Below are 24,131 nucleotides of genomic sequence, written 5' to 3' on the forward strand. Positions count from 1 at the left end.
GGCCCGAAGAAGAGTGATCTGCTGACGAAGCGCACAGGACGGCACCTAGGGGGGCTCATCGGATGAGCGGAACCGTGATCATTCTGACCGGCCCACCGGGAGCGGGGAAGAGCACTGTCGCGGCCGCGCTCGCCCGGAGCTTCGAGCGGGGCGTGCACCTGCATACCGATCACTTCTGGCATTACATTGTCGCCGGGGCGATCCCGCCGTACGAGCCAGCATCCGCTACCCAGAACCAGACCGTCATGGACGTCATCGCCGGAGCTGCTTTCACGTACGCGGCAGGCGGATTCACAACGGTACTCGACGGTATCGTCGGGCCGTGGATGCTCGATCACTTCCGCAGCCACACAACGGATATCGCCCTCCACTACGTCGTACTCCGGCCCGACCGCAGCACCACTCTCTCGCGCGCTCAGGCTCGCACGGCGCCCGATGCGCTCGTCGAGGAGCACCCGATTGTCACGATGTGGGCGCAGTTCGCGTCCCTGAGTGAGTACGAGCCGTACGTACTCGACACGTCGACCGACGATGCGCGCCGCACAATCGAACGCGTCACCGACGCCCTTGCTTCCAGTAGGTTTCGCCTTCGCCTCTAGGGGGCTCGTATATCGCCCGTGCCCACCAGCATGCGGCGGGTGCCTCCAAGAAGGGGAACTGCAGGTCGAGCCGCCGGGTGGTGTCTGCTTTCACGAGGGCGGTGTGACGTTCGACATGGCGCCGCCGCCTCTTCCGCCGGCCACCAACTGCCACCCGTTCCCTCATCGTGCAGCAGAGCGATCGGCGACAGCAGACGCTGACGAAGGAGTCCTGGTGGTCAAGGGCGATGAGCCACTGCCTCCACGCCCCGCAGGGGCTCCGGACCTCTCCGGCGACTTCTTCGACGCGAACGGCAATCCTGTTGCTACCTGGCCACTGCCGCCGTCCGTGATGAAGGTAGACGCACCGGGGACAACGACGGGAGAGGCCCCGGCGACGTCGAAGGTGGAGGTGCCCGCGACCGCTAAGGTGGCCCCATCTACGACCGCGAGGTCGAACGCCGAGAGTGCGACACCGTCAGTCCCCAACTGATCATCGAACCGCCCCTTTTAGTATAGGGCTTCGCGAAAAGGAAGGAATCTATGACGAACCCGATCAAGTCGCAAGTGTTTCTGCGGTCAGTGATGGGCGTCCTCTCATGCATCCTCCTGGGCATCATGGGTTACCAGTTTTTCTCTGGCGCGCCAGCCGATTGGACATGGCTTTGGCCAGTGCTGCTCCTCATGGCTGCCTGTGCAATCCAGCTGAGCTACCTCGAGTATCAGGGAAAGTCGAAGTAGACGACCGCTTCATTCGCGCCGTCGCGGCAGGCGATAATGCCTGTCGCGCCGTCGCGCGGTCCGTTCTCGATGACGCTAGGTCAGGTGTGGACATCCCCGGCCGGTTCGCGTAATAGCAAGTGGAACAGCGCAATTTCGCGGCAGCTTTCAGGGCCGCATCTATTTCAACCCGTTCGTCTGCACTCCTGCGATCAGTGAGCGAGTCGGGTTCAACTCGTGAGCGCCGCCTTCTCGTATCGGGAGAATCTGTGTCAACTGCGTTGTCTACTTTGGCTGTTTTCGTTCGAGATCTGACCGGACCGGCCCAGTCGGGGCAGTGGAGTGTCGGCGATACGGATCTTGTGTTCCCTGTTCGTCTCTCGGATGGGCGGTCGGGTTCTTCTGCGGCGACACCTTCGAAACCCCATTTCCAGGCGGTCCGGGGTGGCGCAGCCCCGTGATGTTGCGTTCGCAGACCACGAACCTTGATGCCGGGCGCAATGACCTGGTGGAGGGCACGTTCAGCCAATCCAGCGTCGCGTTCGCTAACTCTGCGCTACACGTTCACGACTCCACGCGCCATGCGTGCGTACTCAGCGAATGTTCGCTACTGCTTGCTCCATATCCTGCGCGAGAAGGTAGTGGTTCAGCGCGATGGCGGACTTCGACCCAGCGCCGGCGGCCGTGATCAACTGAGCTGGGGAGTCGATGACGTTGCCTGCTGCCCACACTCCGGGCACGCTGGTGAGGCCGGTCGGATCGGTTGCGACCCAGCCATCCTCGCCTGCATCGCACCCCAGAGCGGTGAGCAGGTCATCGTGCGGCACGAAGCGAGGACCAACGAACACTGTTGACCGCGGAACAATCCGGCCGTCAGCCAACTCGACACCGCACATCCGACCGTCCTGCACCACCATCCCCGACACGTCTCCGTCGACGATGCGGATCCCGCGGGCGGTCAGCCGCGTGCGTTCTTCGGCGTCCAGGACGATCCGGTTTGGAAAGAACACCACGTCGTCAGACCATTGGCGCACCAGCGACGCCTGGTGCATGGTGAACGGTCTGTTGTTGCCGCCGAGCACCGCAATCGGCGTGTCACGAACCTCGTAGCCGTGGCAGTAGGGGCAGTGCAGGACGCCGACGCCCCACTGCTCGCGCAGGCCGGGGATCTCGGGTAACTCATCGCGAAGCCCGGTGGCGACGATAACGGCGCGCGTGGCTACGTCGGGGCCGCCGCTGTGGCGTACGACGAACTGACGAGCACCGAGCTTTTCGACGGCCAGCGCTCGGCCCGGAATTACCTTGCCGCCGTATCCAATCACTTCGGCGCGGCCGTCGGCGAGTAGCTGCGTGGGGGACATTCCGTCCCGAGACAAGAAGCCGTGCAGGTGTTCTGCAGGGGCGTTGCGGGGTTTGCCGGCGTCGACCACCACCACCCGGCGGCGAGCACGGGCCAGCAGCGTCGCAGCGCTCAGTCCCGCCGCACCGCCGCCGATCACCACTACGTCGTACTCCATTGTGACTCCCCTCCAGCCCGCGTCAATGCATGGCGCGAGCACGTCCACTCGTCAAGTAATGTCGAACTTCCGTAACCCTCAACGTCTTTCGAGTCAGCTCTGCAGCATGGCTTGCGCCCGCAGCCTGGGGCTCGCCCGGCATCGCCGCCTCCGACGGAGCCCCTGCTGACCGTGGTAGCCACCGTCGCCTGAGGCGGTGGGTTACGCTGGGCAACCTAACAGACTGTTTACTAGTTAACAAAGATGGTGGCGATGACTAACCCCTCACTCCGATCACGCACCTGCAAGCTGTGGCGTGAGCACAACCCCACTCTGGACACTTCGCCGATGGAGGTTGTGGCGCAGGTGAAACGAATTTCCGCGTTGCTCGAGCTCGCCGTCGAACCCGTCTACAACAATGCGGATCTCACCGTTGCTGAGGTGGAACTACTCGTCCCCCTGCGGTATGCAGACGAGGCAGTCACCGCCATCCGCCTGGCGGAACTCCTCGGCATGACCAGAGCGGGGGTCAGTAAGAACCTGGCCAAACTCGAGAGACGGGGCTTGCTCAACCGTGCGCCAAATCCCACTGATGGACGCTCGGCTTTCATCAATCTGACGGACGCCGGGATACGTGCCATCGACCATGTCTTCCCTCGCGAACTAGACGCTCACGCACAGCTACTCGCCGGACTCGGGCCTGACCGGGACAAGGTCCTCGTCGCTTTGACTCACCTGGCCGAAGCCATGGAATCACAGCTCAGCCGACCCGCGGAGTAGGCCGCCCGAACCGGACTGATGTGAGCTGCGATTCGTAATCTGTTGCGATGCTTGAGATTTTTGGCCAGTTCGCCCGCATCGTGCATGCCAACTGGTGTCGTATGGCTATCCTCCGTCCTATTAGGGGGTGCGGGTTCAATCCTGTACAGCACGTTCAATAGGGGGCAATTCGAATGACGGACGCAGCGCGATATGCCGGTTTCCTTCCGGAGAACTACCGATCGACTCACCGCGAACCGGAATCAACGTGGTGGCAGTGGCGCGGCCGCCGTGTCCACATCGCACGCGCGTCTCGCCCCGACGCGCCTATTCGCGTCATGGGCATCCACGGTGCCGGTGGCCACGCCATGGCTCTCTGGCCCTTCGCGTCCCTCGCCGCCGACGAAGGCGTCGACATCCTTTTCCCTGACATGCCCATATACGGATTCACCGCAGAGCCTCGGCCTGGGCAGGTTCGATACCGAGATTGGATCGATCTGCTCTGCGACTTAGTCGATACCGAGCGGGCCCGCGACCCGCGTCCGCTGATTCTCTTCGGAGCGAGCATGGGCGGGATGATGGCGTACGAAGTCGCCGCTCGCACAGGTCAAATCGCTGCTGTACTGGCGACGTGCTTGCTCGACCCCGCCGATCCCGAAGCCCGCGCGGCCACAGCCCGATGGGGAGTCGCTGGGAAAGCTGCACCCACACTTCTGCCGCCCATGGCTCGAGTAGCCGGCGGACTCCGCCTGCCGATCAAGTGGCTCGTAGGCATGGACCGGATGAGCAACAACCCTGACCTGTCTCGCATGTGTGGTTCTGATCCACGAGGAGGCGGAGTCCGAGTTCCTCTCGGCTTCCTCGCCGACTGGTTCACATACCCGCATGCCGCACCCGAGCAGTTCACCGCCGCCCCGGTCACGCTTCTTCACCCCGCAGCTGACCGATGGACTCCGCCGCAGCCCAGCTTGCGATTCCTTGACCGTATCGCCGCACCTACGCAGTCAGTTCTCCTGGAGAACTGCGGGCACTTCCCGATCGAAGAACCCGGGCTGACACAGCTGATCACCGCTGCGCGATGCGTGATCGCTGAGGTGCAGAGCAGGGCTAACCGCGGTGCTTGACGGCACACAGACGCGCTCACGGCGGACGGGCGCTGGCGCTGGACGTGCACGCTGGGTGGGTGGAAGCGCGGATTGATGGATGGCCACCCCACCTGGATGGCCACCCACATGGAAGTGCGTGCGGACTGGATGACTGGACGCGCGCGTGTGTGGATGGGCGCATGGGGTCTGATGGATGGAGAATGGAGTGCTGGACCGCGGCCGTGGATGGAGGCCATGGAATGGTGGATCGAATGGATGGAAGGGCGTTCACCAATGGCGGAGCGCGCTGGGCTGCATGGGGATTGAGTAGGTTGACCAGTCGGTGATCACACTTAGCGGGGGTTCCTGATCACACAAATCTGGAGTATTTCCAGATCGGCGCGACTGCCAGCCGCACGGTCGAGGTGCCGGTTTGAGTGATCGGTGCCGTGTCGACGAAATGCCTTGCGGGGAGATCCCTTACGGCCCGCCCTGCAGTGCGTATGGAAGATATTCACCTGGCTGTACAGCCAGGTAGAGGACGGTTGGGGTGTCTGGCCCGCTCACCGCGTAAACGTCCCACCCGGGTGAGCCGATATGCGTTACGACGGCAAACGGGCGACCCTCTCTTTCATGGATTGCAACACCAGGCAGCTGCGACACAGTTCGACTGGTGTCTCCGCTGACGTATTGCCGACCGTTCAACTCAATTTCTCGCGGGTATGTTGATCCGCCCGAGAAGAACAGGAAATAGGCGCCAATCCCCAGGGCCGCGATCACGAGCACACACGACACGATGAGAGCAGGCCGTTGTTGTAGAGCGGACTTCGCGAGGGGCATCTCGACAGAGTACGGGCGCCATATGGATCGACGGGACCTTGTTTTCCATCTGGTCGGTCGTGGAGCGCTGGTCGGGTCGGGTCGGGTCGCGCGCGCACGCGTGGATGGCGCGCGCGGCGCGGCGCGATGGACGGCCGGCGGCATGGATGGTGGATGACGTGGAGGGGTGTTCACCAATGGCGGAGCGTGGTGGGCGGCATGCGGATTGGATAGGTCTACCGGTCGGTAATCACACTTAAGGAGGGCTCCGGATCACACAAATCTGGAAGAGTTCCAGATTTTGTCAGTCCGTGTGCGCTCGAGTCACGTATAGGCCAGCTCTCCCGGACTGAGATGCAGGACGGGCTACCGGGACACCTGCAGCCGGCCTCTGGTTGAGGTCGGATTTACTGGGGGAAGTCGAGAGGGCCGTCCGCGTTGGCGATCGTCATACAGGACACCAGATTCACGACCGTTCCTTGCGATGAGGGATCGGATCAGCCCGCAACGAACGGTGCAATGTACGTGATGTCACACATAGGGTGTCGAGGTGTCCAACAAGAACGCGAGGGGGCCGCGGCAGGTCGAGCTCATCGGTCCTGTCGCCGGGGTGGTGACGTATTCGATCGCGGGTGGTCTCATCTTGGCCGGGCCGATCGCCGGGTGGGGCGACGGTTCGTTGGCGACGGGCCTGTGGATAGGAGTCTTCACTCTCCCGTTCGGAATCGGGATTGCAGTCAGTACTTACCGGTGGCGTTGGAACGAAAAGCGATTCCAGGCCGCCGGGATCGCGGGGACGCTGAAGATCCTGGCCGTCAACCGGATCCGGAGCAGCGACGAGAGCCAGTACATCGCCGAACTGACGGTCCGTATCAGTGGCCCGGGTTTTGACACGTTCGAGACAGACTGCGAGGTGCCGACAAGCAGCATGCGACCGCAGTTCGGTGACCGGCTCACGGTGATGGTCGAACCGTCCGACCTCACCTTCGCCATCTTCCAGCAGGATTAGCACCGATCGTCCTGCTCAATGATCGCGATACAGGACTGCCGACAGCGATAGCGATCGGCTATTAATGCGAATGTCGGAGCAAGATCGAGGGACTGGTCCGCAGCAAGCGGGAGGACGCGACGGATCATGACGGGAGTCTGAGAACCGTCACGAAGTCAGCCGATTCGGGCGTCTCCGAACCCGGTGAGGGGGAGACCGGCGAGCGCCCGGGGGACCCGCGGGGCAGTCGACTACGGACGTCGAGCGTCACGCTGTTTGACGGTGCACCTCCCGGCCACGGCATCGTGCTGACCCGCCCATCCGTAGAGGACTTTGCCGAAGCAGAACAGAGAGGGAGATGGGTGGAGGGGTGTTCACCAATGGCGGAGCGGACTGGGCTGCATGCGAACTGGATAGGTTGACCAGTCGGAAATCACACTTAAGAACGGCTCCAGATCACACAAATCTGGATGAGTTCCAGGGTTCATGTCGGTTGAAGTCCGTTGGGCCCAGGTTCCCTGGCCTGACACGCAGGAGTGTTGCCAGAACGCCTGTGCTGCCCTCCCGTTGTCGAGATGCGGGACGAGGATGATCACCTAGACGGGTAGGGCTTACCCAGGCTTCGCGAGCAGGCGTTGACTAGGGTGCCAGCGTGACGTACTCGTGGTCGGGTGTCGGGCCGGAGAACTGCTAGTTGGGGCTCGGGCGCTTGAAGGAGTCGATCGTGGATGACATCGAACCTATGAACATGATCGAGCAGGAAAGCCTCGAGCTGGGTAGCCCTCATCGCTACTGGATGTGGGCGACGAGCGTGACCATGTTCGTTGCCGGGTTCGTTTCGATCCTGCTGGGCTTTCCATGGTGGAGCGCCGTGTTGATCCTCGTGGTGGCTGTTTCGATTTGGTCAGTTGGGGAGCGCTTCTTGTTCTGCGGTGGAACGGCCTGCTCCGAAAAGCAGTAATGGGCGAAGAGAGTGACGCCGGTGGGGTCAGTCATCTTGACCACACCGCTCCGGAGTAGAGGTCGTTCCACGGTGCCGGTGGCAACGGGATACGGTGGCGATCAGCAGCAGATGAGGGGGAAATTAGAATGCATCAATCCAGCTGGCGGGGAATGACTTTCACGGAGATCGCCCGAACCTGGGTTCGCTACCAACGAGCACACCTCGCCTGGAGCGTCCCCATCCTGACCTTCGCGGCGGTCATGTCCTTCATCGTTCTGCGCATCAACTAGACACAACATCGCGCACCGGGGCGCGCCGCTTCCGGTGTTCAGAGCAATGAACGACCCGGCACCCACCAGCGGCGGCGAGTAGGGGCCGCGCCACAAACGACCAGGGGGAGCCGCCAGATGCGCAAAGCGCTAGCACTGCTCGGCATCGCGGCCAGCCTCGTCGTCTACATCGCTGCGTTCTCCGTCAATGCCCCAATCGAAGTGTGCATCTCGCAGCCGATCATCCCGCCATCGATGCTGGCCGGTGGCGATCCAGTGGTGGCCTCCCCAGCGAACTTCCAGAAAGCCTGGGTCGTCATCGTCGCGTCGCGCTGTGAACTGACCTTCCCCGCTACGGGCACTCACGCCTCGACTCTCGTCATCGAATGGGGCCCATCAGCACTCGCCATCGCCGGCCTGATCGGCGCAGCATCGTCGCTGTGGATCTGGTTCAAATGCAGGAGTAGAGAAGATTGAAAGAGCGGGAAACGGGGAGGGCGCTACCGACGCTGTGGCAGCCTTGCAGGATGTCATTGGATGGTCGACGCTTGTCGCCACTGTTTGGCGCGATGATCACGCTGTGCGTGTTGTGCGCCGCCTTCGTTGATGTGCCGGGTATGGCAATTGCTGGCTGGACGCTGGTGTTGGTCCTTGCTCCAGCGTGGATGGTGACAATGATCCGATCCCGGAGTTCTTCTGACGAGCGGCGATCAGCGGAGCGTTGACCGTCACGGCTCTCCCAGACTGGATGGCGCGCCGCAGAGCCTGCCGACGCCATGGAGTGCGATGGACGCGCATGGATGGAGCGCTGGAGAGAGAAAGATGGACGCGCGCGCGGTCAGGATATGGATGGATGGAGAGAATGGAGGAGTGGTCACCAATGGCGGAGCGTGCTGGGCTGCGTGCGGATTGGATAGGTTGACCAGTCCGTGATCACACTTAACGAGGGTCCCTGATCACACAAATCTGGATGGGTTCCGGGTTGTTGGGGCAGCCAGGTGGGCGATCAGGTGTCGATCGGGCACTCTCGCCTGAAGACCATTCCTAGTGCTTCGCGACTGGGATCGACGCCGAGTACTCGATCTTCGCTTGTCGCGGCGAGCGCCTTGCATCCGGATTCCTCAGTGACCCGTGCTTCGAGACGCTCAAGTTGCAGTAGGCCCTTTGGCTCAGATGTGTTCTAAGCCAAGGGGTCTACTCGGGGTTCTAGCTAGCGGGGAAGGTAGCCCACTAAGCGCTGACGCTGCCGGCAACAGGCGCGGGGCCTCGTCCCCGAGGTGCGGGTAACAGTTTGCGGACAGCAGGGCGAAGTCGCTGTAACTGGCCGCGGTCGCGTTGGAGGCAGGCCAGTGTCCCTGACCGTGGCGAAGAAGCGCCAGGCGAAGAAGATGCGTGCCGAAGGCACATCGATGTCTGAGATCGCTGAAGTGCTCGGCGTGGCCCGTCGGTGTTCCTGTTGTCGGGGTGCGACCCGCCATCCACTTCCTCGGGGTGCCGACCGAGGCTGACGCCGACGCGGTCGACGTCGATTCGGGCACCGACCCGGCCGTCACGGTTCCCGTCAAGTAGCCTCCGGTCGACTGCGCCGGAGCACGAGCAGTTCTCCGATCTCGCAGTCGAGCACCTCGCAGACCACCTGCAGCGTCGAGAAGCGGATGGCGCGTGCGCGGTCGTTCTTCAGCACGCTGAGGTTGACCACGGTGACGCCGACGAGTTCGGCGAGTCGTGCGAGCGTCATGCCGCGGGCGGCGAGCAGTTCGTCGAGCCTGCAGTGCACATCGGATGCCTCGTCGGGCTCCGCCGGCGCCATCAGACGAGGCCCTCGGTGTCGCGCTGCAGGCGGTCGCCGATTGCGAACACGACGCCGGCCATGGCGGCGATGAACGCGATGAGGATGAGCGGTGTCAGGTCGACCGACATCACGACGTTGTCGAAGGTGCCGTCGCTGAGGCCCGCGAAGGCGCCGTTGGCGGCCATGTTGCCGAAGAAGGGCACCGCTGCGAAGCCGATGAGGCCGGTGAAGCCGGCGGTCGTCACGAGTCGCGTGTTGCGGCGGCTGAACACCTGGCCGCGCATGACCGAGCGACTCAGGATCACGAGGCAGGTGACGACGACGACGATCGTGAGGGCTGCAGCGACCTGCTCGATCACGAGGGCGACGAGTGACGCGGTGGGAAGTGACTCGGCCGTGATCGTCGCGCGATCCAGCATCACCGGCAGCGCTGTGCCGTCGGGGCCGATCGGCGCCTCGGCGACGGTGCCAGAGAACCGGGCGCCCACCTGCACATCATGATTGGGCAGTACCTCGATGATGCGGAGAACTGCGGCGGCGACGGCCCCACCGGCGATCACCACTCCGGCGCCGAGGAAGGCCCACATGCCCACGATGTCGCTTCTGCTGGGTCGGTACGTGTGAATCGTGGTCATTTCAATCCTCCGGGTGTGCGCGCTCGATGTATCGAAGAACGATACATCGAATATCGATATGTTGCGCGCCGAGCACTCTCGTCGACCCCGAGCGTGGCCATCTGATTCTGCCGGGCAACCCCCTCGTCCGTCCGGTCACGGTCACCGACACAAAGTCCGTCACGCCGATCGAGAACCTCGCGCGGGCATCTGCGTTCGGCCCGGAACTCCACAACCTGAATGCCGTCGTGGGAACGCCGTTCACGTACGAGGACCTGATCAAAATGCGCGGGCAGCAGTCGGATGATCCCGAGGCCGGTGACGGCACGGCCGCCGGTATCGGATCGGCATCGAAAGCCCCGTAGGCGAAGCCGCCGTCAGCTCGCGCCCCGCACAACTAACCAGCTGTCGTAGCTCATGAACCCGTCGACGGCCACTGCGGCGCGGACGTCCCAATCTCGACCAGTTGCACGGTCGGTCCTACCTGTAGATCGGCCTGACTGCCGGACAAGGACCGGGTTCTAATGAGCCCGTCTTGTCCAAGCTCGTGAACGGCGCGCGCCGTCGACCCTTCCGGCAGAGTCACTTTTAGGGGTGCAGCTGGCACCTGCAGCTCGCGATCAGCGTTGACGTCCCACACGGGTGCAGCGCGCCAGACAGCCAAGAAGAATGTGCCGTCAGACTTTTGTAGCAGCGAGGTCTGGATGTCGCGCGCTTGAGTTGCGAGCGAGTAGTCGAGCCGGCCCGGCTGGAAGTTCGCCCCCTGTGGGTCGGACAGAAGGCGAATCAGGCCCTGAAGAGCCGTGAAGGACTCCTTCGGCTTACCCGTGGAGTCGAGCAGCCCGAAGTTCGCCTCCTTGTCGTTCGGATTGGCCTTCTGGTCGACCAACTCGTACAAGAAGGCTCGCCTGATCCCCGCGTCGTAGCTGCCGAGAAGGAGTCGCGGGATGTAGGTGGCCGCAGCTGTTCGGCTCATGCCTGAGTCAGATGTGGGGCTGTTGTAGTAGCCGGTCTCGGTGCTTATCACCGGCCGCTGCGTTGTGACGGGTCGTGCGATGTAGTTGAGGTTCCAGAGCAGGCTCCCATAGCCGTTCGAGCCCCATCCTTGCGTCTCTGGGTTTCTGTCGGACGGGTAGTAGTGAATGTTGCCGTAGTCGGTAAGGCTGCTCAGATCGCCTAGGGCCCGCGTGGATTCGGTCTTGGTCAACGAGGGCCCGACTATTTCGACGCCATTCAGGGTCGGAGTAGACCGCACCGTTGAGGCCAGTTGCTCCTGAACGGTGCGCGTCCTTGCCGCCCAGTCTGAGACATTTTGTGCATCTGGTTCGTTGACGCCTTCGAGTGTTCTGACGGCGTCCTTTCCGCCGGACCATGCAACGACATCGGCCAGCTTGTTGAAGTCGGTGGCTTGGCCCCAAGGTGTCTGCATGGAGGAAAGCAGGTTGAACTTCATGCCGGACTGAGCGAGGTCGCGCAGGCGCTGATAGTAGGTCGAACTGGCGCTAGCTGCCGGATAGGTATAGATCCCGTCACGAAGGTTCTTCACCCCCAGCTCGAGCAGCCTGGGCTTGATGATGTCGTCGTATCGGTCATAGGTGGTGTCGGTGTAGTGCAGGTGGACATTGACGCCGATCGAGTCGACGAACGCCGCAGCGGAGGACGCCTGCTGGCTAGGGCTGGAGTTCGAAGCAACCGGAGTGGCGGCCAGGCTCGGCGCGGGTACGAGCAGGGTCGTGGCAGTGAGGGCCGCCACGGCAAAGCCGATCGCGACGCGAGTTGGGGAGGTGCGATGCATGCGACCATAGTGTCCGCTTCGGGCCGTTGCGTCCGCGAAAGGGCCGAGTGGGCCTGGCAGCGAGGTCTTGTCCAGACGTCTGGACCAGGACCGGCTGACGGTGCACCGCGGGTACTTTCGTGGCTTCGGAATCCGCCGCTATACCTTGCTCATCGGCTCCAGAGCACACAGATCTGGATGAGTTCCAGGGTTCATGTCGTATGACGTCCGAGGGCCCAGGTTCCCTGGGCTGATTTGCAGGAGGCGTAGCTAGACCGCAATGTGCCGGCCTCACGTTGTCGAGATGTGGGAAGGGGCCACGGAACGCCGGGTCGCTTTGCCGACTGCGGGCATGTCGAATGATTCCATCAAAGTAGTTGAACCCCTTTGGGTTCGACGAGTCTGCGAATGTCGTGCTGAGCGCAGCCGAGGCGCGGGTGACCGCCCAGCCCTCTCGGTGCGCTGATGGGGGCATGCAGCTGCGCGTCGCGGCGAACCTACGCGCCGCAGAAGCCGTGTAGTGAAATGAGAAACGTCGAATGCCCACGCGGGCCGATTTACAAGTATCCCGTGTGGATTATCCCTGATTTCGTTGTGACGACATGCGGGAGATTGACACGCATTGTTCGTTGGGGACCCGTACTGTTGGCCGCCAATCAGCCGTAACCATGGCTGATTTCGCACAGTGAAGGGGTGTTCACGAGTGGCGATTTGAAAGACGGGGGCGGGCAGCTGTGGCTGCTGCGCTCACGCTCGCCATGGGCTTGGGGTTGCCACCCCGATGTCGGGGATGGCTCAAAGCGCGCGCATGATCGGCAACTTCAACGTCGGCGGCGCGATCGAGTACGAGTATGAACCGTCCCGGGTTTGATGCACACAAGTAACCAACGTGTGCATCAAACCCGGGACGGTTCACGTCCGCTCAATTGAGCAGTGGGGAGGACAGGCCAGGGCTCCGCGTCTGGTCTGTCCCGTAACAGGGAGGGACAAGTGAACGAGATTTTGAACGAGCAGTTTGCCGTCTGGGCGACGGTGATGGCCGCATGAGTGATGCTGACACCCGTTGGGTGCTTGCCTTCGATTCCTCGTGCGGTGTGTGTCAAAGTACGTCCAGCAAGGTGGCGCATGCTTGCGACCACCAGCTCGAGGTGTTGCCGTTGAGTGATGCAGAGGTTGAGCAGTGGCGTAACACGGTTTACGGGGAAAACCCTCCGTGGGCTCCTACGCTCTTCTTGTTGCGCGGCGGCACTATTCGCGCGTGGACTGGCCGGTCGATGGCCATTCAGTTGGTGCGAGCCATCGGCTTGCGGTCCTCGCTGCGGGTGCTGAAGGCTATCGGGCAGATCAACGAGCCGGCTTCGGCACCCACTGAGCCGGCAGAAGGCCATATCAGCCGGAAGCGCTTTCTCCGTCAGGTCGCGGTCAGCGGCGCAGTGGCAAGTGGATTGGTCCTGTTTGGTCGTCTCCCAGCACTTGCTGCACCGGCGCCTGCGGCGGAAGACCTCTGGGTAAGTGAGAATCTCGATCGGTTACCGCAGAGTTATGACGAGCTTCTCAACTTTGATGTGGCGCACCGTAAGGCGATCTACCGTGCACTCCCCGCGGAGAACCGGAGCGAGATGTGGATTGCACAGCTCCAGCGGTACAAGGAATCTCATCCGGACTTGACCGACGACCAGAGCCGAGTGCTGGAATCCGCGCAGAAGCTCGCCGGCCAGCCGTCGACCTTTGTCGATGGTCCCATGCGCGACGATCTTCACCGTGAGCTAGACGAGCTGCGTGTGGCAGCGATCGACGCCTTCGGGATAGACGAGGGGAGGGCACTGTTCGCCATGCTCGGTCCGGCCGACGGCGAAGCTGCACGGGGGAACCCCGGTTGTGGGTGTTCATGCGTGAGCGACTGGTGTCCCGGCCCGTGTGTCTGTTGTACGGACTGCCAGCAATGCTGGTGTAGCTGTAACAGCTGGCTCGGATGTGGACAATTTATGCTGTACCCATGCAAAGGCACGTGTACCTAGCCTGGATCTGTTGTCAGGTTGACAGTTGAGGCCTGAGCCTCTTGGTTCGCTTGGGGCCGTGGGTCGATGCCTACCACGGTGAGTGTCCGAAAGGTCGCGCGACCGCTGCGGTCCACGGCCCCAAGTAGTAGGGCAACCTCGGCGCTACATTCGGTATGGTTTTGAGCCGCAACCGCCTCAGGTGTTTTGGTGAAGCGGCTCTTGACGAGGCTACCGCGGGCGGGGACGGGCTCATTGTCTCGAGAATGGGCACATGGGTCTGCGAGATCTGGGGCGGAGGAGGGCGGTCTGCATGATGGGGGAGGCAGCGGTGATCGAGGCGTACCGATTGACCAAACGGTACGGGTCAACGCGTGCTGTCGATGACTTGTCGTTCACTGCGCGAGCGGGTCGGGTCACCGCGCTCCTTGGCCGCAGTGGGGCAGGGAAAACGGCCACCCTGCGGATGTTGCTGGGACTCGACCACCCCACCAGCGGCCACGCGCTCATCGGCGGACGCCCATTGCGGGACCTGGAGCGACCGTCGACGGAGGTGGGGGCGGTGCTCGATGCAGGCTGGATATATCCATATCGGTCTGCCCGCACGCATCTACGCTGGGTGGCACTGGCCGGCAGGGTCTCCCTGCGACGTGTAGACGCCGTATTGGAGCAGGTCGACCTGGCGTACGCGGCGGACGAGCGGATCGACAGCTTCTCCGATGGGATGCTGCAACGGCTCGGCGTAGCGGCGGCGCTTCTCGGAGACCCATCCGTGGTGATGGCTGACGCGCCATTCGACGATCGCGGGCCAGGTGATGTCGCATGGATCCGAGGGATGCTGGCAAGGTTCGCTCGCGACGGCCGCACGGTACTGGTGTCCGGCCGTTCAGTCCCTGAGATCGCGATACTCGCCGACGACCTGGTGATCGTCCATCACGGCCGCCTCGTCACGCAGTGCACGACCGACGAGTTCATCGCACAGGCAGGTGGGGACATGTTGAAGGTGCGATCACCGCAACTGTCGAAGCTCGACGACGCACTGCGCGCCAAGGGAATCCCAACGTTCAGCAGCCCCGACCTGCACGTCGAGTCTGAGACAGAGCAGGCACCGAGCCTGTTGGTCGCGGCCACCAACCGCCGCGAGGTGGGGACGATCGCCGCGGTACATGAACTCGAACTCTCGGAAGTCGCGACGTCTAACAGCTCACTGGAGGACGCGTTCGCGAATCTGATTAGCAGTGCCGACGGCACGACGGTATGTGACTGAAAAGCGAGTGCGAGACCTCAGGAACGGAATTGGTGCACATGCTTGCCGCTGAACTCGTCAAACTCATCTCTATGCGATCGACGCGGCGGTGCGGTGCGGTGATTTTGGCCCTGGCAGTCGGCTTGGCCCTAGTGTTGGCATACATCGACCGCCTAGCAACCGATCTCGACATGTCCGCATCGACGGACAGCATGCCGGCATCCGCCATCAACACGGTAGCCGGATGCGCGCCCGGCTTCGTGATCATAATGATCATGGCGGCCCTCGCGGCAACCACCGAATACCGTACTGGAACAATCAAACTCACTCTCCTGGTAGCCCCCAATCGGAGCATGGTGATTTTCGCCAAGTCGGCTGCTGTTTGCCTTCTGGCAGCGCTGATCGGCGAAGGCACTGCCTGGCTCGCTTACGGAACTGCCAAGCTCGTCAATCCCAGCGGCGTCGAGTCCATCGCCACCGGTGCGCAGTTGCGCGCCGTCGCGGGGGTCGGACTGATCTACGTGGTCGGTGCAGCAATGGCCGTCGCAGTCGGGATGCTCATCAGGAACACCGTCGCCGCGGTAGCGCTTATCGTGCTCTACCCAGTGCTGATCGAGTACGGCGTCACTACGATCCCCGTTGTCGGATCCGCCATCGAGCCGTGGCTGCCCTTCAGGATGGCCATGCAATTCCTGCTCGACCGCAACCCTGGTTTTCCCGAAACCGTCGCGGCCCTTTCGGGTTGGTGGGCGTTCGCATACATCGTTGTGATCGCCACGGTCCTCACTGCAACTGCGTCGATCGTGATCACAAAACGCGACGCATAGGCGCCGCCCCACATCCTGGTCCGAGCGGTGCCCTTAAGCAGGATCGATGACCTGCCTTTTCCAGACTCACCCGTGGACTAAAGCGTTCCCCGAGGAGTTCCGCCGCGATGTCATCGCCGTCGCCCGCCGGGACGAGGCCCCGCTGCGACAGATCGCGAAGGACTTCGGAATTTCGGAAGGATGCCTGCACCGCTGAGAACTTCGCGCAGACGGTGTCACAGTTGCCACGTTCACTGACAACGGTCCGGTTCTTCTCGCGGTGGTTGACACCATTTTGCCCAGACATGCCTTCGACAAGCATGTGTTCTGCTACATGCTCGGAGCGACGAAGCCTGATCTGACGCATTTCGATCCCGAGCGCGGCGACGACGAGCTCGGGGTCCACTCTGTTCACGAGCTTGAAGCCATGTGCGCGGCGCTACTCACCGCCGCGCTGGATGCCGAGTGCATTCGCTAACACGGGCTGAGCTCACGTTCACCGTCCGACAGTTGTAGCAATGTGTCGTGCGAGTAGCGGAGCCACGGCCCGCCCCGTATAGACAATGTCTAGTCCCTGATTTTCGCCGGGCTCAGTACCTGTCGACCGCACATTTACTGGATCTGAGGCACAACTAACAACGAAGGACTTCTAATTACTCGCGCGAATGAGCCCAGAAGACTGGACGATCGTCCTACTCTGATTGCCGCAGGCTTTCAACTGGTGACAGAAGGGTAGAGCCAATGCGGAAACTGATCCTTGCGGCTATTTCTATGGCCGCGTTGTTTCTCTCGACGGGGGTTGCAGGAGCTAGCCCAATCGAAAATCCTGCAGATCCAGGAACGATTGCTGAGCAACAGTTCAACCAGCCGCCTCCACTTCCTCCAGGAATGGCGCCATTCGGTGGAGCGAACGAAGGCGGATGCGCCATTCTCTGGCTCACCACTGGCAATATCGGATTTCATGCAGTAGGTGGCCAGAACACTCATTGCGGCTGGGGGATCTGGGGCCATATCCAGATGTGGGGCCCAGGCTTCATGATCGACGGACCGACAACCTCGGGGCCAACAGCAATCCGTGATGGAGTTGGCCATGGAACCGTTTGTGCCCGACTATGGGAAGATCACGGCTTCGGCTGGTATACGGATCGGGGTACCGCCTGCGGAAACGTATAACCACTGGGCCCGATACGTGGGTGATGCCGTCTTTGTCACAAAACGCCGCATCACCCCACAGCTCAGAGAGCCGCACGTTGTATTATTGCCGGATCCAACCCGAATCAAACATCATCCTCTTTGGAAGCGGAAGCCGTGACTCTGGCCTGGGCGACCACCTTGGTGGCTATCGTGATCTATCTCACCTTTGGTTCAATGACGGTAATTGGCGAGTTTCGACGAGTTGGAAGAATCTCCACAGCCGTGGTCGCTGGGGTGTTCTTTCCAATATTCTGGGTCGCCTGGTACATCCGCGATGGACGTAGCCGTAGTCGTCCATAAATCGAGATCTCTCATTTGCGCCGCCTCGACCCATGGGGCCGGTACCTCGGCGAGCTGGAACCGGAACACGCACCACACCGACGACTGCGTCGCTTCGCCTCCGGACGTCACGAGAAGTCCTCAGTCACCGCCGGATCCGGCAGATAGCGCCCACGCCCCGGTAACGAAATCCACGGATTCCGTTGTCCAACCTCGACCTCATTGCGGAAACAACCCCTCGTAGCCGCCACGAGTGCACGACTCGGCCCGGTCCGTGTGGGAATCGCGCCGGGACCAGGTCGAGAATCTGCCGAATCCGACCGTTCGGGCGGAGTCGCGATGGAAACAGAGGTCCGATTTCGGCCGTGGTTCCAATAGGTGAACTCAACCGGCTTCAATGGGGCATGCGTGGATGGATGGAAATGGATGATGGAGATGGAGAGAGACTGGATATGGCGACTGGAGCCGATGACGGGAATCGAACCCGCGTATTCAGCTTGGGAAGCTGATGTTCTACCATTGAACTACATCGGCATGCAGGGGTTTTGCCGCCAATGTGGCAGTGCAAGACCCTGCGAGCGGCAACTCTAGCAGACCGCTAACCTCTAGCTGTGCTGCTATCCGATCGCGACATCCGTTCCGAAATTTCCACCCAGCGGCTGGGCATCGATCCGTTCGACGACTCGATGGTTCAGCCGTCCAGCGTGGACGTTCGCCTGGACCGACTGTTCCGTGTCTTCAACAACACCCGGTACACGCACATCGACCCTGCTCAGCAGCAGGACGAGCTCACGAGCCTCGTCGAGCCGGCGGAGGGGGAGCCGTTCGTGCTGCACCCGGGCGAGTTCGTGCTCGGCTCGACGCTGGAGTTCTGCTCCCTGCCCGACGACCTGGCCGGACGCCTCGAGGGCAAGTCCAGCCTCGGCCGTCTCGGCCTGCTCACCCACTCGACGGCCGGGTTCATCGACCCGGGCTTCAGCGGGCACATCACCCTCGAGCTGTCCAACGTCGCGAACCTGCCGATCACCCTCTGGCCCGGCATGAAGATCGGTCAGCTCTGCCTGATCCGGCTCTCCAGCCCCGCCGAGAACCCGTACGGCAGTGCGGCGGTCGGGTCGAAGTACCAGGGCCAGCGCGGGCCGACGCCGTCGAAGGCCTACCTGAACTTCGTGAAGTCCCCCACGCAGTAGCCCCGCGTCGCCGAATGGGTTCGGCCGCACCGCAATTGGCCGGTCCCTGGCTAGTGTCCCAGGCGGCTGAGGGCGAGCTGCGCGTCGTGGTTCAGGATGCGGTCGTTGCTGATCATGACCGCGGTCCCGTACGCGTCGCGCAGGTGTCGGCTCATCGCGGGCTCGTGACCCGGCAGGGACCCGGCGAGCCCGCAGATGGTCAGCGCCCGGCCCACCAGATCGATGAGCAGCGCCGAGGCGCTCGCCTTCACCGCGCTGAACTCCAGCGCCACCCCGACCGTCGAGAGCGCGGCCGGGTTTCTCGCGAGGGACTCGAACCGGGCCGCCGCCCCGAAGACCGTGTCGACGAGCTGCTGGTGCGCGATCACCAGCTCGGCGAGCCGGATCGCGCTCAGGGGCGCCGGGCCGGCCGAGCGGCGTCGGGCCGTCTGCACCGATCGCCTGGCCCTCAGCAGGGCCGCGTCGGCGATCCCGAGCCAGGCGGCGGACCAGAGCACGTGGGCCGCCGGAAGCATCGTCTGCGTCGAGATCTCCGCGTACGGATCGTCGAGCAGTGCGCCGGAGCCGGTGTCGACGGCCAGGCGGAAGCCGGGACTCCTGGTGCCGCGGAAGCCGATCGTGTGCCAGGTGCCGACCGGGGTCAGCCTCATCTCCGACCTCGGGCAGGCGAGCAGGACCTGATCGTTCGGCGCGCCGGCCGGGGTGCGGCGGGCGGTCACCAGCACCACGTCGGCGTATCCGCCGTACGAGATGACCGGCGCCGTCTTCGCCAGGCGGACGCGGTCACCCCTGTGCTCCACCGCGCAGCCGCTGGAACGGACGCCGCCGCGGACGTCGATCTCGGTGGTGGCGGAGGTGAGCAGCAGCTGGTGCTCGGCGATGGCAGCGAGCAGTGCGCGCATCGACGCGCTGTGACCGTGCCGGACGACGCTGAGCACCTGCGTCTGGTGCATCGCGAAGATCATCGCGGACGAGCCGCAGGACCGGCCCAGCGCGCGGGTGATCGCGGCGAGCCGGGTCAGCGAGAGCCCGGCGCCGCCGAGGTCGGTCGGCACCGCGGCGCCGAACAGCCCGGCCGATCTGAGCGCGGCGACGGACTCCGCCGGGAACCGCCCATTGCGATCGACCTCGTCCGCCCACATGGCGGCGACCCGCACGCATTCATCGAGACCGCGGTGGTCACCGACGGGCGCCACCGTGTCCCTGCTCCGAACGCTCGGGCGGTGTGAATCCACCACTGTCGCAGCGGAACCGATGCCTGTGCGGGGCGAATCCCGGCGCGTCGGGTCGAGAATCTCGGTGTCGAACTCGTCCTGCCCGATGCGGATGGATGCCGGCACCGAACCCCCTATCACCTGAACTCATGCCGGTGGGCCCGAATTGGACCTCGGCCGGCGCACGATCTCCCTCCGGGGCGCCGCCGTGAACCTTATCGATCGGTACCGACCTCGTGTTAGCGCTCAAGCGGGATGTGTCGGAGGTTACGTCCCTCAATGCGCCGCTGGCGCGCGGTCGACTGGGTTAGGGTGCTGGCGAACGACGTGGATTGAATGCTGGGGGGCAACCATGACGTCAGGGGAGATGGCGGTCGACACCGCCGCATTGGCACGGCTCGCGGGGGCGCTGGAGTCGGCGGCCGGGGCCATCGAGAAGATCGACACCGCGCCCGCGTTCCGGGGTGCGGCCGAGGGGCTCGCCGGGTCGGCCACAGCCGCGGCCTACGCAGCCGGGGCCGACCGGATCGAGGCCGGCGTGCGCGCGATCGGGTCGAGGGTCCGGGTGATGTCTCAGATCGCGGCCACCAACACCGCTCGGTACGACGACGCCGAGGCCAGGAACAGGAGCCTGCTCGCCCCGGCCCGGGGCGGCTGATGCGTCCCGCGCTCACCCAGCTTCGGGGCTGGAATCCACAATGCCTCAACGGTTCCGCCGATGAGCTCGCCCGCGCCGCCGCCGAGCTGGACGAACAGATCGCCCTGGTGGTCCGCGGCGTCGACGGTGTCCTCGACACCTGGCACGGGGATGCGGCACGCGGTGCCTGGGACCGCGCGGTGGAGGAACGGTCCGCGGGCAACAGGATCGCGATGGCGTTGCTGGAGACCTCCTCTTCGCTGCGGCGCGGTGCGGCGGCCATCGAATCCGCTGCCGCGCACGCCATCGCGGTGATCGACGGCGCGCTCGGCGAGGGCTTCGCGGTGTCCGACGAGGGTGCCGTCACCGCGCCCGCGGCCGGGGCGGGACTGACCGTCGCCGCGGCGGGCGACACCGCCCTCGCGCAGCGAGTCCTCGATGCCCGGGCCCGGGAGCTCGCCGACGACATCACCCGGGCGCTGGACGAGGTCGCGCTCGCCGACAGTCGCACCGCCGCCACGCTGACCGATTGCCTCGCGGAGTTCGATCAGGTTCCCGGGGAGCAGGCGCCGGACCCGCGCGTCCGGGACATCGTCGACGGGCGATCCACCCTGCCCGCCGGCGCGGCGGAGCTCTACGAGTTCTGGACGAGCCTGACCGACGAAGAGAAGTACGCGCTGTTCGCGCACGACCGGGAGGTCGGCAACCGGGACGGCCTCCCGGCCGCCGACAAGGATCGCTACAACCGGATGCACCTCGAGGACCTGCAGACCCGGGCTGCGGCGGCGCTCGACGCGGTGAACGCGCGGCATCCCGGATGGGCGGCGGGGGAGCAGGTGCCCGCCCAGCCGGCGTCCAACTCTCGCGACGAGAAGGCATGGAAGGCCTGGGCCGAGTACAACGCCTGGCGGGGCGAACGCGAGCCGCTCCGGGCGAAACTTGACGAGTACGGGGCCGTGCACCGCGCTCTCGACGCGGGCTCGGCGCCGCCGAGACTTCTCATGGGTATCGACGGCGACGGGCGAGCGGCGATCGCCCTCGGCAACCCCGACCTCGCCGACAACGTCGCCACCTTCGTGCCGGGCACTGGCTCGCACCTCACCGGCATCGGGGGCGACATCGACCGGTCCGCCCGCATGCTCGACGCCGCGATCCGCGCCGATCCGCTCGCCTCGACCGCCGTCGTCACCTGGTACGGCTACCACGCGCCGCAGAGCATCCCCGAGGCCGGGCTCGACAGGTTCGCCGAGCGGGGCGCGCCCCGGCTGGACAGCTTCCAGGACGGACTGCGGGCCGCGCACCAGGGGCAGGTGGCGCACCAGGTGATCGTCGGTCACAGCTACGGAAGCACCGTGATCGGCACGGCCGCGGTCGGCGGCGGATCGCTGGACGTCGACGAGCTGGTCTTCGTCGGCAGCCCCGGGGTCAACGCGGAGCACGTCTCGGAACTGCATCTCGACGGCGTCAACGCAGGTGATGTCGGCGCGCACGTGTACTCGACCGCCGCCCGCTGGGACCCGGTGCCCTACCTCGGGGACGCGACGTTGGCCGGCAGGCATGTGCACGGGACCAATCCGACCGATCCGGACTTCGGGGGTCGGGTGTTCGCCAGCAACCCGGGCGACCCGGGCCCGCTCCTCGGGGCCAATCCCCGGGTCCACAGCGAGTATTGGGACCTGCGGAATCCGTCGTTGGAGGGCATGGGACAGATCATCGCCGGGATGGGAGGGCCCTCGTGAGGCCCGGGATCGCACTGAGAACCGGCACGAGAAGGGTGTTGGCGGTGAGTGCGCTCGTGCTGCTCGCCGCCGCCTGCAGCTCAGACGAGGAGCCCGACATGGACACCGCACTGACCGAGGGCGCCGCGTCCGCCGCGCTGGTCGAGCACTTCGGCGAGGCCCTGTCCGCGCTGCCCGAGGGCGCCAGTTTGACGCTGGCGCATCCCAGTTCGCCTGTCGGTGCGTTCCACCCCGGCGGCGTCACACCCTGCGACGACAGCGACGGCGACGACGCAGGCCCGGTCTTCCTCACCCTCAACTACTGGGTGAGCGGGATCCCGGAGGGCGGCGCCGCCCAGAACCTGGATGCGATCGCCGCCCACTGGGAGGGGCTCGACCGTCCACTCGTCCGTCGATCGACGGGCGGGGGCCGGACCGCGGTCGCGACCATGCCCGACGGATCCGCGATCGTCGCCCACGACAACGGCCGGGGCAGCCTGTCGGTCTCGGGTACCTCCGCCTGCTTCCCGCGTGCCAACGCGGGCGCCGCCGACCAACCCGAGGTCATCGACCGGCCCTGACCGACCGCTCGGCCGCCGTCGCCGGATGTACACCTGCTGTTGCCGAGACACTTGCGCCGGGTATCCGCTGCGCTAACCCTTGGCGCCTATCAACTACCTATGCGCTGCACCGTTTTCGGAACCGGCTATCTCGGAGCCACGCACGCCGCCTGCATGGCCGAGTTGGGACACGAGGTGCTCGGGGTCGACATCGACCCGGGCAAGGTGGCCAAGCTCTCCGGGGGAGAGGTGCCGTTCTACGAACCGGGCCTCGCGCAGGTCCTCAAGCGGAACATCGACGCCGGTCGGTTGCACTTCACCACCTCCTACCCCGACGCCGCCGCGTTCGCGGACCTGCACTTCCTCGGCGTGGGGACCCCGCAGAAGAAGGGCGAGTACGGCGCCGACCTGCGGCACGTGCACTCGGTGATCGACACCCTTGCCCCGCTGCTGGACCGGCCGGCGGTGATCGTCGGCAAGTCGACCGTCCCCGTCGGCACCGCGGCCGAACTGGGGGCGCGGGCCCGCGAACTCGCGCCGGCAGGCGCGGAGGTCGAGGTCGCGTGGAACCCCGAGTTCCTGCGCGAGGGCTTCGCCGTCGAGGACACCCTGCGGCCGGACCGCCTGGTGCTCGGGGTCGACCCCGCCCGCCCCGGGCGCGCCGAGGCGCTGATCCGTCGCCTGTACGCGCGCCTGATCGAGGACGAGGTGCCGTTCCTGCTCACCGACCTGCCGACCGCGGAGCTGGTGAAGGTGTCCGCGAACGCCTTCCTCGCGACCAAGATCTCCTTCATCAACGCGATCTCCGAGGTGTGCGAGGCGACCGGCGCGGACGTCACGCAGCTCGCGGACGCGCTCGGCTACGACGCCCGGATCGGGCGCCGCTTCCTCAATGCGGGACTGGGCTTCGGCGGCGGGTGCCTGCCGAAGGACATCCGGGCGTTCATGGCGCGGGCGGGCGAACTCGGCGCCGATCAGGCGCTGACCTTCCTGCGCGAGGTGGACAGCATCAACATGCGTCGCCGGACCAAGATGGTCGAGCTGGCGACCAGGGCCTGCGGCGGGTCGTTGCTCGGCGCGAACATCGCGGTCCTCGGTGCGGCGTTCAAACCGGAGTCCGACGACGTCCGGGACTCGCCCGCCCTCAACGTGGCGGGGATGATGCAGCTGCACGGCGCGGTGGTGAGCGTGTTCGACCCCAAGGCACTCGACAACTCCCGCCGGCTGTTCCCGACGCTGAACTACGCCACCTCGGTCGAGGAGGCGTGCGACAACGCCGATGCGGTGCTGCTGGCCACCGAGTGGGACGAGTTCAAGGCGCTGCGTCCCGCGGACCTGGCGGAGACCGTGCGATCGAAGGTGCTCATCGACGGCCGCAACTGCCTCGATCCCGCTGAGTGGGCGTCCGCCGGGTGGACCTACCGGGGCCTCGGCCGCAGCTGAGGGGCGTGTG

The 24,131-nt window shown here is 64.6% G+C and carries 21 protein-coding genes, 1 tRNA gene and 1 pseudogene; 17 read left to right on the plus strand and 6 right to left on the minus strand.

The window, feature by feature from the left end:
* Positions 1–74 precede the first annotated feature (74 nt).
* Positions 75–599, plus strand: a complete 525-nt coding sequence (locus tag FCG67_RS18890; protein ID WP_246045157.1) for an AAA family ATPase — start codon at positions 75–77, stop codon at positions 597–599.
* A 1,292-nt stretch (positions 600–1,891) separates the two neighbouring features.
* Here FCG67_RS18890 and FCG67_RS18895 read toward each other — a convergent pair.
* The gene (locus FCG67_RS18895; protein WP_136911226.1) at positions 1,892–2,815 is read right to left on the minus strand and encodes an NAD(P)/FAD-dependent oxidoreductase; all 924 of its coding nucleotides are present in this window, start codon (positions 2,813–2,815) and stop codon (positions 1,892–1,894) included.
* Between the two features lie 327 nt (positions 2,816–3,142).
* On the opposite strand from FCG67_RS18895, the gene FCG67_RS18900 reads away from it, so the two are divergent.
* From FCG67_RS18900 to FCG67_RS18920, 5 genes are all read left to right on the plus strand, one after another.
* Positions 3,143–3,574, plus strand: a complete 432-nt coding sequence (locus FCG67_RS18900; protein ID WP_246045158.1) for a MarR family winged helix-turn-helix transcriptional regulator — start codon at positions 3,143–3,145, stop codon at positions 3,572–3,574.
* 317 nt (positions 3,575–3,891) lie between these two features.
* Positions 3,892–4,677: an alpha/beta hydrolase gene (locus FCG67_RS18905; RefSeq protein ID WP_342775494.1), complete on the plus strand. Its 786-nt coding sequence runs from the start codon at positions 3,892–3,894 to the stop codon at positions 4,675–4,677.
* 1,330 nt (positions 4,678–6,007) lie between these two features.
* Complete coding sequence (locus tag FCG67_RS18910) at positions 6,008–6,466, plus strand: hypothetical protein (protein WP_136911228.1); 459 nt, start codon at positions 6,008–6,010, stop codon at positions 6,464–6,466.
* Positions 6,467–7,169: 703 nt separating this feature from the next.
* Positions 7,170–7,406, plus strand: a complete 237-nt coding sequence (locus tag FCG67_RS18915; RefSeq protein ID WP_136911229.1) for a hypothetical protein — start codon at positions 7,170–7,172, stop codon at positions 7,404–7,406.
* A 389-nt stretch (positions 7,407–7,795) separates the two neighbouring features.
* On the plus strand, positions 7,796–8,134 hold the full coding sequence (locus FCG67_RS18920; protein WP_136911230.1) for a hypothetical protein: 339 nt from the start codon (positions 7,796–7,798) through the stop codon (positions 8,132–8,134).
* A 1,084-nt stretch (positions 8,135–9,218) separates the two neighbouring features.
* Here the strand turns inward: FCG67_RS18920 and FCG67_RS18930 are convergent.
* Together FCG67_RS18930 and FCG67_RS18935 are read right to left on the minus strand one after the other, a co-directional pair.
* Positions 9,219–9,467 carry a helix-turn-helix domain-containing protein gene (locus tag FCG67_RS18930; RefSeq protein ID WP_136911231.1) on the minus strand — a complete coding sequence of 83 codons (249 nt, stop codon included), beginning with the start codon at positions 9,465–9,467 and terminating at the stop codon, positions 9,219–9,221.
* On the minus strand, positions 9,467–10,084 hold the full coding sequence (locus FCG67_RS18935; protein ID WP_136911232.1) for a DUF2975 domain-containing protein: 618 nt from the start codon (positions 10,082–10,084) through the stop codon (positions 9,467–9,469). The genes FCG67_RS18930 and FCG67_RS18935 overlap by 1 nt, the downstream gene beginning before the upstream one ends.
* A 26-nt stretch (positions 10,085–10,110) precedes the next feature.
* Here FCG67_RS18935 and FCG67_RS18940 point away from each other — a divergent pair, with 26 nt between their 5' ends.
* Entirely contained in the window at positions 10,111–10,428 is a 318-nt protein-coding gene (locus FCG67_RS18940) for a hypothetical protein (protein ID WP_136911233.1), read from the plus strand.
* A gap of 50 nt (positions 10,429–10,478) precedes the next feature.
* On the opposite strand, the gene FCG67_RS18945 is transcribed toward FCG67_RS18940, so the two are convergent.
* Positions 10,479–11,858, minus strand: coding sequence for a hypothetical protein (locus FCG67_RS18945; RefSeq protein ID WP_136911234.1), 1,380 nt, complete (start codon positions 11,856–11,858; stop codon positions 10,479–10,481).
* Between the two features lie 1,022 nt (positions 11,859–12,880).
* On the opposite strand from FCG67_RS18945, the gene FCG67_RS18950 reads away from it, so the two are divergent.
* The 5 genes and pseudogenes from FCG67_RS18950 (at position 12,881) to FCG67_RS18965 (ending at position 16,364) form a co-directional block, all read left to right on the plus strand.
* Entirely contained in the window at positions 12,881–13,855 is a 975-nt protein-coding gene (locus tag FCG67_RS18950) for a bacteriocin fulvocin C-related protein (protein WP_136911235.1), read from the plus strand.
* Positions 13,856–14,165: 310 nt separating this feature from the next.
* Positions 14,166–15,101, plus strand: coding sequence for an ABC transporter ATP-binding protein (locus FCG67_RS18955; RefSeq protein WP_169310564.1), 936 nt, complete (start codon positions 14,166–14,168; stop codon positions 15,099–15,101).
* 38 nt (positions 15,102–15,139) lie between these two features.
* Positions 15,140–15,907 carry an ABC transporter permease gene (locus FCG67_RS18960; protein ID WP_246045164.1) on the plus strand — a complete coding sequence of 256 codons (768 nt, stop codon included), beginning with the start codon at positions 15,140–15,142 and terminating at the stop codon, positions 15,905–15,907.
* 46 nt (positions 15,908–15,953) lie between these two features.
* Positions 15,954–16,100, plus strand: a pseudogene (locus FCG67_RS25730) (transposase); the annotation flags it as partial.
* A gap of 66 nt (positions 16,101–16,166) precedes the next feature.
* Complete coding sequence (locus FCG67_RS18965; RefSeq protein ID WP_136911238.1) at positions 16,167–16,364, plus strand: hypothetical protein; 198 nt, start codon at positions 16,167–16,169, stop codon at positions 16,362–16,364.
* A 1,455-nt stretch (positions 16,365–17,819) separates the two neighbouring features.
* Here the strand turns inward: FCG67_RS18965 and FCG67_RS18970 are convergent.
* A tRNA-Gly gene (locus FCG67_RS18970) sits at positions 17,820–17,893 on the minus strand.
* 77 nt (positions 17,894–17,970) lie between these two features.
* On the opposite strand from FCG67_RS18970, the gene dcd reads away from it, so the two are divergent.
* Positions 17,971–18,549: a dCTP deaminase gene (gene dcd, locus FCG67_RS18975; protein WP_077040403.1), complete on the plus strand. Its 579-nt coding sequence runs from the start codon at positions 17,971–17,973 to the stop codon at positions 18,547–18,549.
* Positions 18,550–18,599: 50 nt separating this feature from the next.
* Here dcd and FCG67_RS18980 read toward each other — a convergent pair whose 3' ends face one another.
* Positions 18,600–19,889 carry an acyl-CoA dehydrogenase family protein gene (locus FCG67_RS18980; protein ID WP_136911239.1) on the minus strand — a complete coding sequence of 430 codons (1,290 nt, stop codon included), beginning with the start codon at positions 19,887–19,889 and terminating at the stop codon, positions 18,600–18,602.
* 226 nt (positions 19,890–20,115) lie between these two features.
* Here FCG67_RS18980 and FCG67_RS18985 point away from each other — a divergent pair, with 226 nt between their 5' ends.
* The 4 genes from FCG67_RS18985 (at position 20,116) to FCG67_RS19000 (ending at position 24,121) form a co-directional block, all read left to right on the plus strand.
* Positions 20,116–20,421 (plus strand): hypothetical protein, encoded by a 306-nt coding sequence (locus tag FCG67_RS18985; protein ID WP_136911240.1) that lies wholly within the window; start codon positions 20,116–20,118, stop codon positions 20,419–20,421.
* A complete protein-coding gene (locus tag FCG67_RS18990; protein WP_136911241.1) occupies positions 20,421–22,139 on the plus strand; it encodes an alpha/beta hydrolase in 1,719 nt (572 codons plus the stop codon). The genes FCG67_RS18985 and FCG67_RS18990 overlap by 1 nt, the downstream gene beginning before the upstream one ends.
* 44 nt (positions 22,140–22,183) lie before the next feature.
* A complete protein-coding gene (locus tag FCG67_RS18995; protein ID WP_136911242.1) occupies positions 22,184–22,699 on the plus strand; it encodes a hypothetical protein in 516 nt (171 codons plus the stop codon).
* 99 nt (positions 22,700–22,798) lie between these two features.
* Entirely contained in the window at positions 22,799–24,121 is a 1,323-nt protein-coding gene (locus tag FCG67_RS19000; protein ID WP_136911243.1) for a UDP-glucose dehydrogenase family protein, read from the plus strand.
* Positions 24,122–24,131 lie beyond the last annotated feature (10 nt).

This window comes from Rhodococcus oryzae, from assembly GCF_005049235.1.
Lineage (GTDB): Bacteria > Actinomycetota > Actinomycetes > Mycobacteriales > Mycobacteriaceae > Rhodococcus_G > Rhodococcus_G oryzae.

What these genes read in the sequence shown, in the direction of transcription:
- FCG67_RS18900 (WP_246045158.1), top strand. Translation starts at nt 3,143, where the DNA reads ATGGAGGTTGTGGCGCAGGTGAAACGAATTTCCGCGTTGCTCGAGCTC.
- FCG67_RS19000 (WP_136911243.1), top strand. Translation starts at nt 22,799, where the DNA reads ATGCGCTGCACCGTTTTCGGAACCGGCTATCTCGGAGCCACGCACGCC.
- FCG67_RS18930 (WP_136911231.1), bottom strand. Translation starts at nt 9,467, where the DNA reads ATGGCGCCGGCGGAGCCCGACGAGGCATCCGATGTGCACTGCAGGCTC.
- FCG67_RS18990 (WP_136911241.1), top strand. Translation starts at nt 20,421, where the DNA reads ATGCGTCCCGCGCTCACCCAGCTTCGGGGCTGGAATCCACAATGCCTC.
- FCG67_RS18985 (WP_136911240.1), top strand. Translation starts at nt 20,116, where the DNA reads ATGACGTCAGGGGAGATGGCGGTCGACACCGCCGCATTGGCACGGCTC.
- FCG67_RS18905 (WP_342775494.1), top strand. Translation starts at nt 3,892, where the DNA reads ATGGGCATCCACGGTGCCGGTGGCCACGCCATGGCTCTCTGGCCCTTC.
- FCG67_RS18940 (WP_136911233.1), top strand. Translation starts at nt 10,111, where the DNA reads ATGTATCGAAGAACGATACATCGAATATCGATATGTTGCGCGCCGAGC.
- FCG67_RS18895 (WP_136911226.1), bottom strand. Translation starts at nt 2,815, where the DNA reads ATGGAGTACGACGTAGTGGTGATCGGCGGCGGTGCGGCGGGACTGAGC.
- FCG67_RS18950 (WP_136911235.1), top strand. Translation starts at nt 12,881, where the DNA reads ATGAGTGATGCTGACACCCGTTGGGTGCTTGCCTTCGATTCCTCGTGC.
- FCG67_RS18920 (WP_136911230.1), top strand. Translation starts at nt 7,796, where the DNA reads ATGCGCAAAGCGCTAGCACTGCTCGGCATCGCGGCCAGCCTCGTCGTC.
- FCG67_RS18935 (WP_136911232.1), bottom strand. Translation starts at nt 10,084, where the DNA reads ATGACCACGATTCACACGTACCGACCCAGCAGAAGCGACATCGTGGGC.
- FCG67_RS18945 (WP_136911234.1), bottom strand. Translation starts at nt 11,858, where the DNA reads ATGCATCGCACCTCCCCAACTCGCGTCGCGATCGGCTTTGCCGTGGCG.
- FCG67_RS18960 (WP_246045164.1), top strand. Translation starts at nt 15,140, where the DNA reads ATGCTTGCCGCTGAACTCGTCAAACTCATCTCTATGCGATCGACGCGG.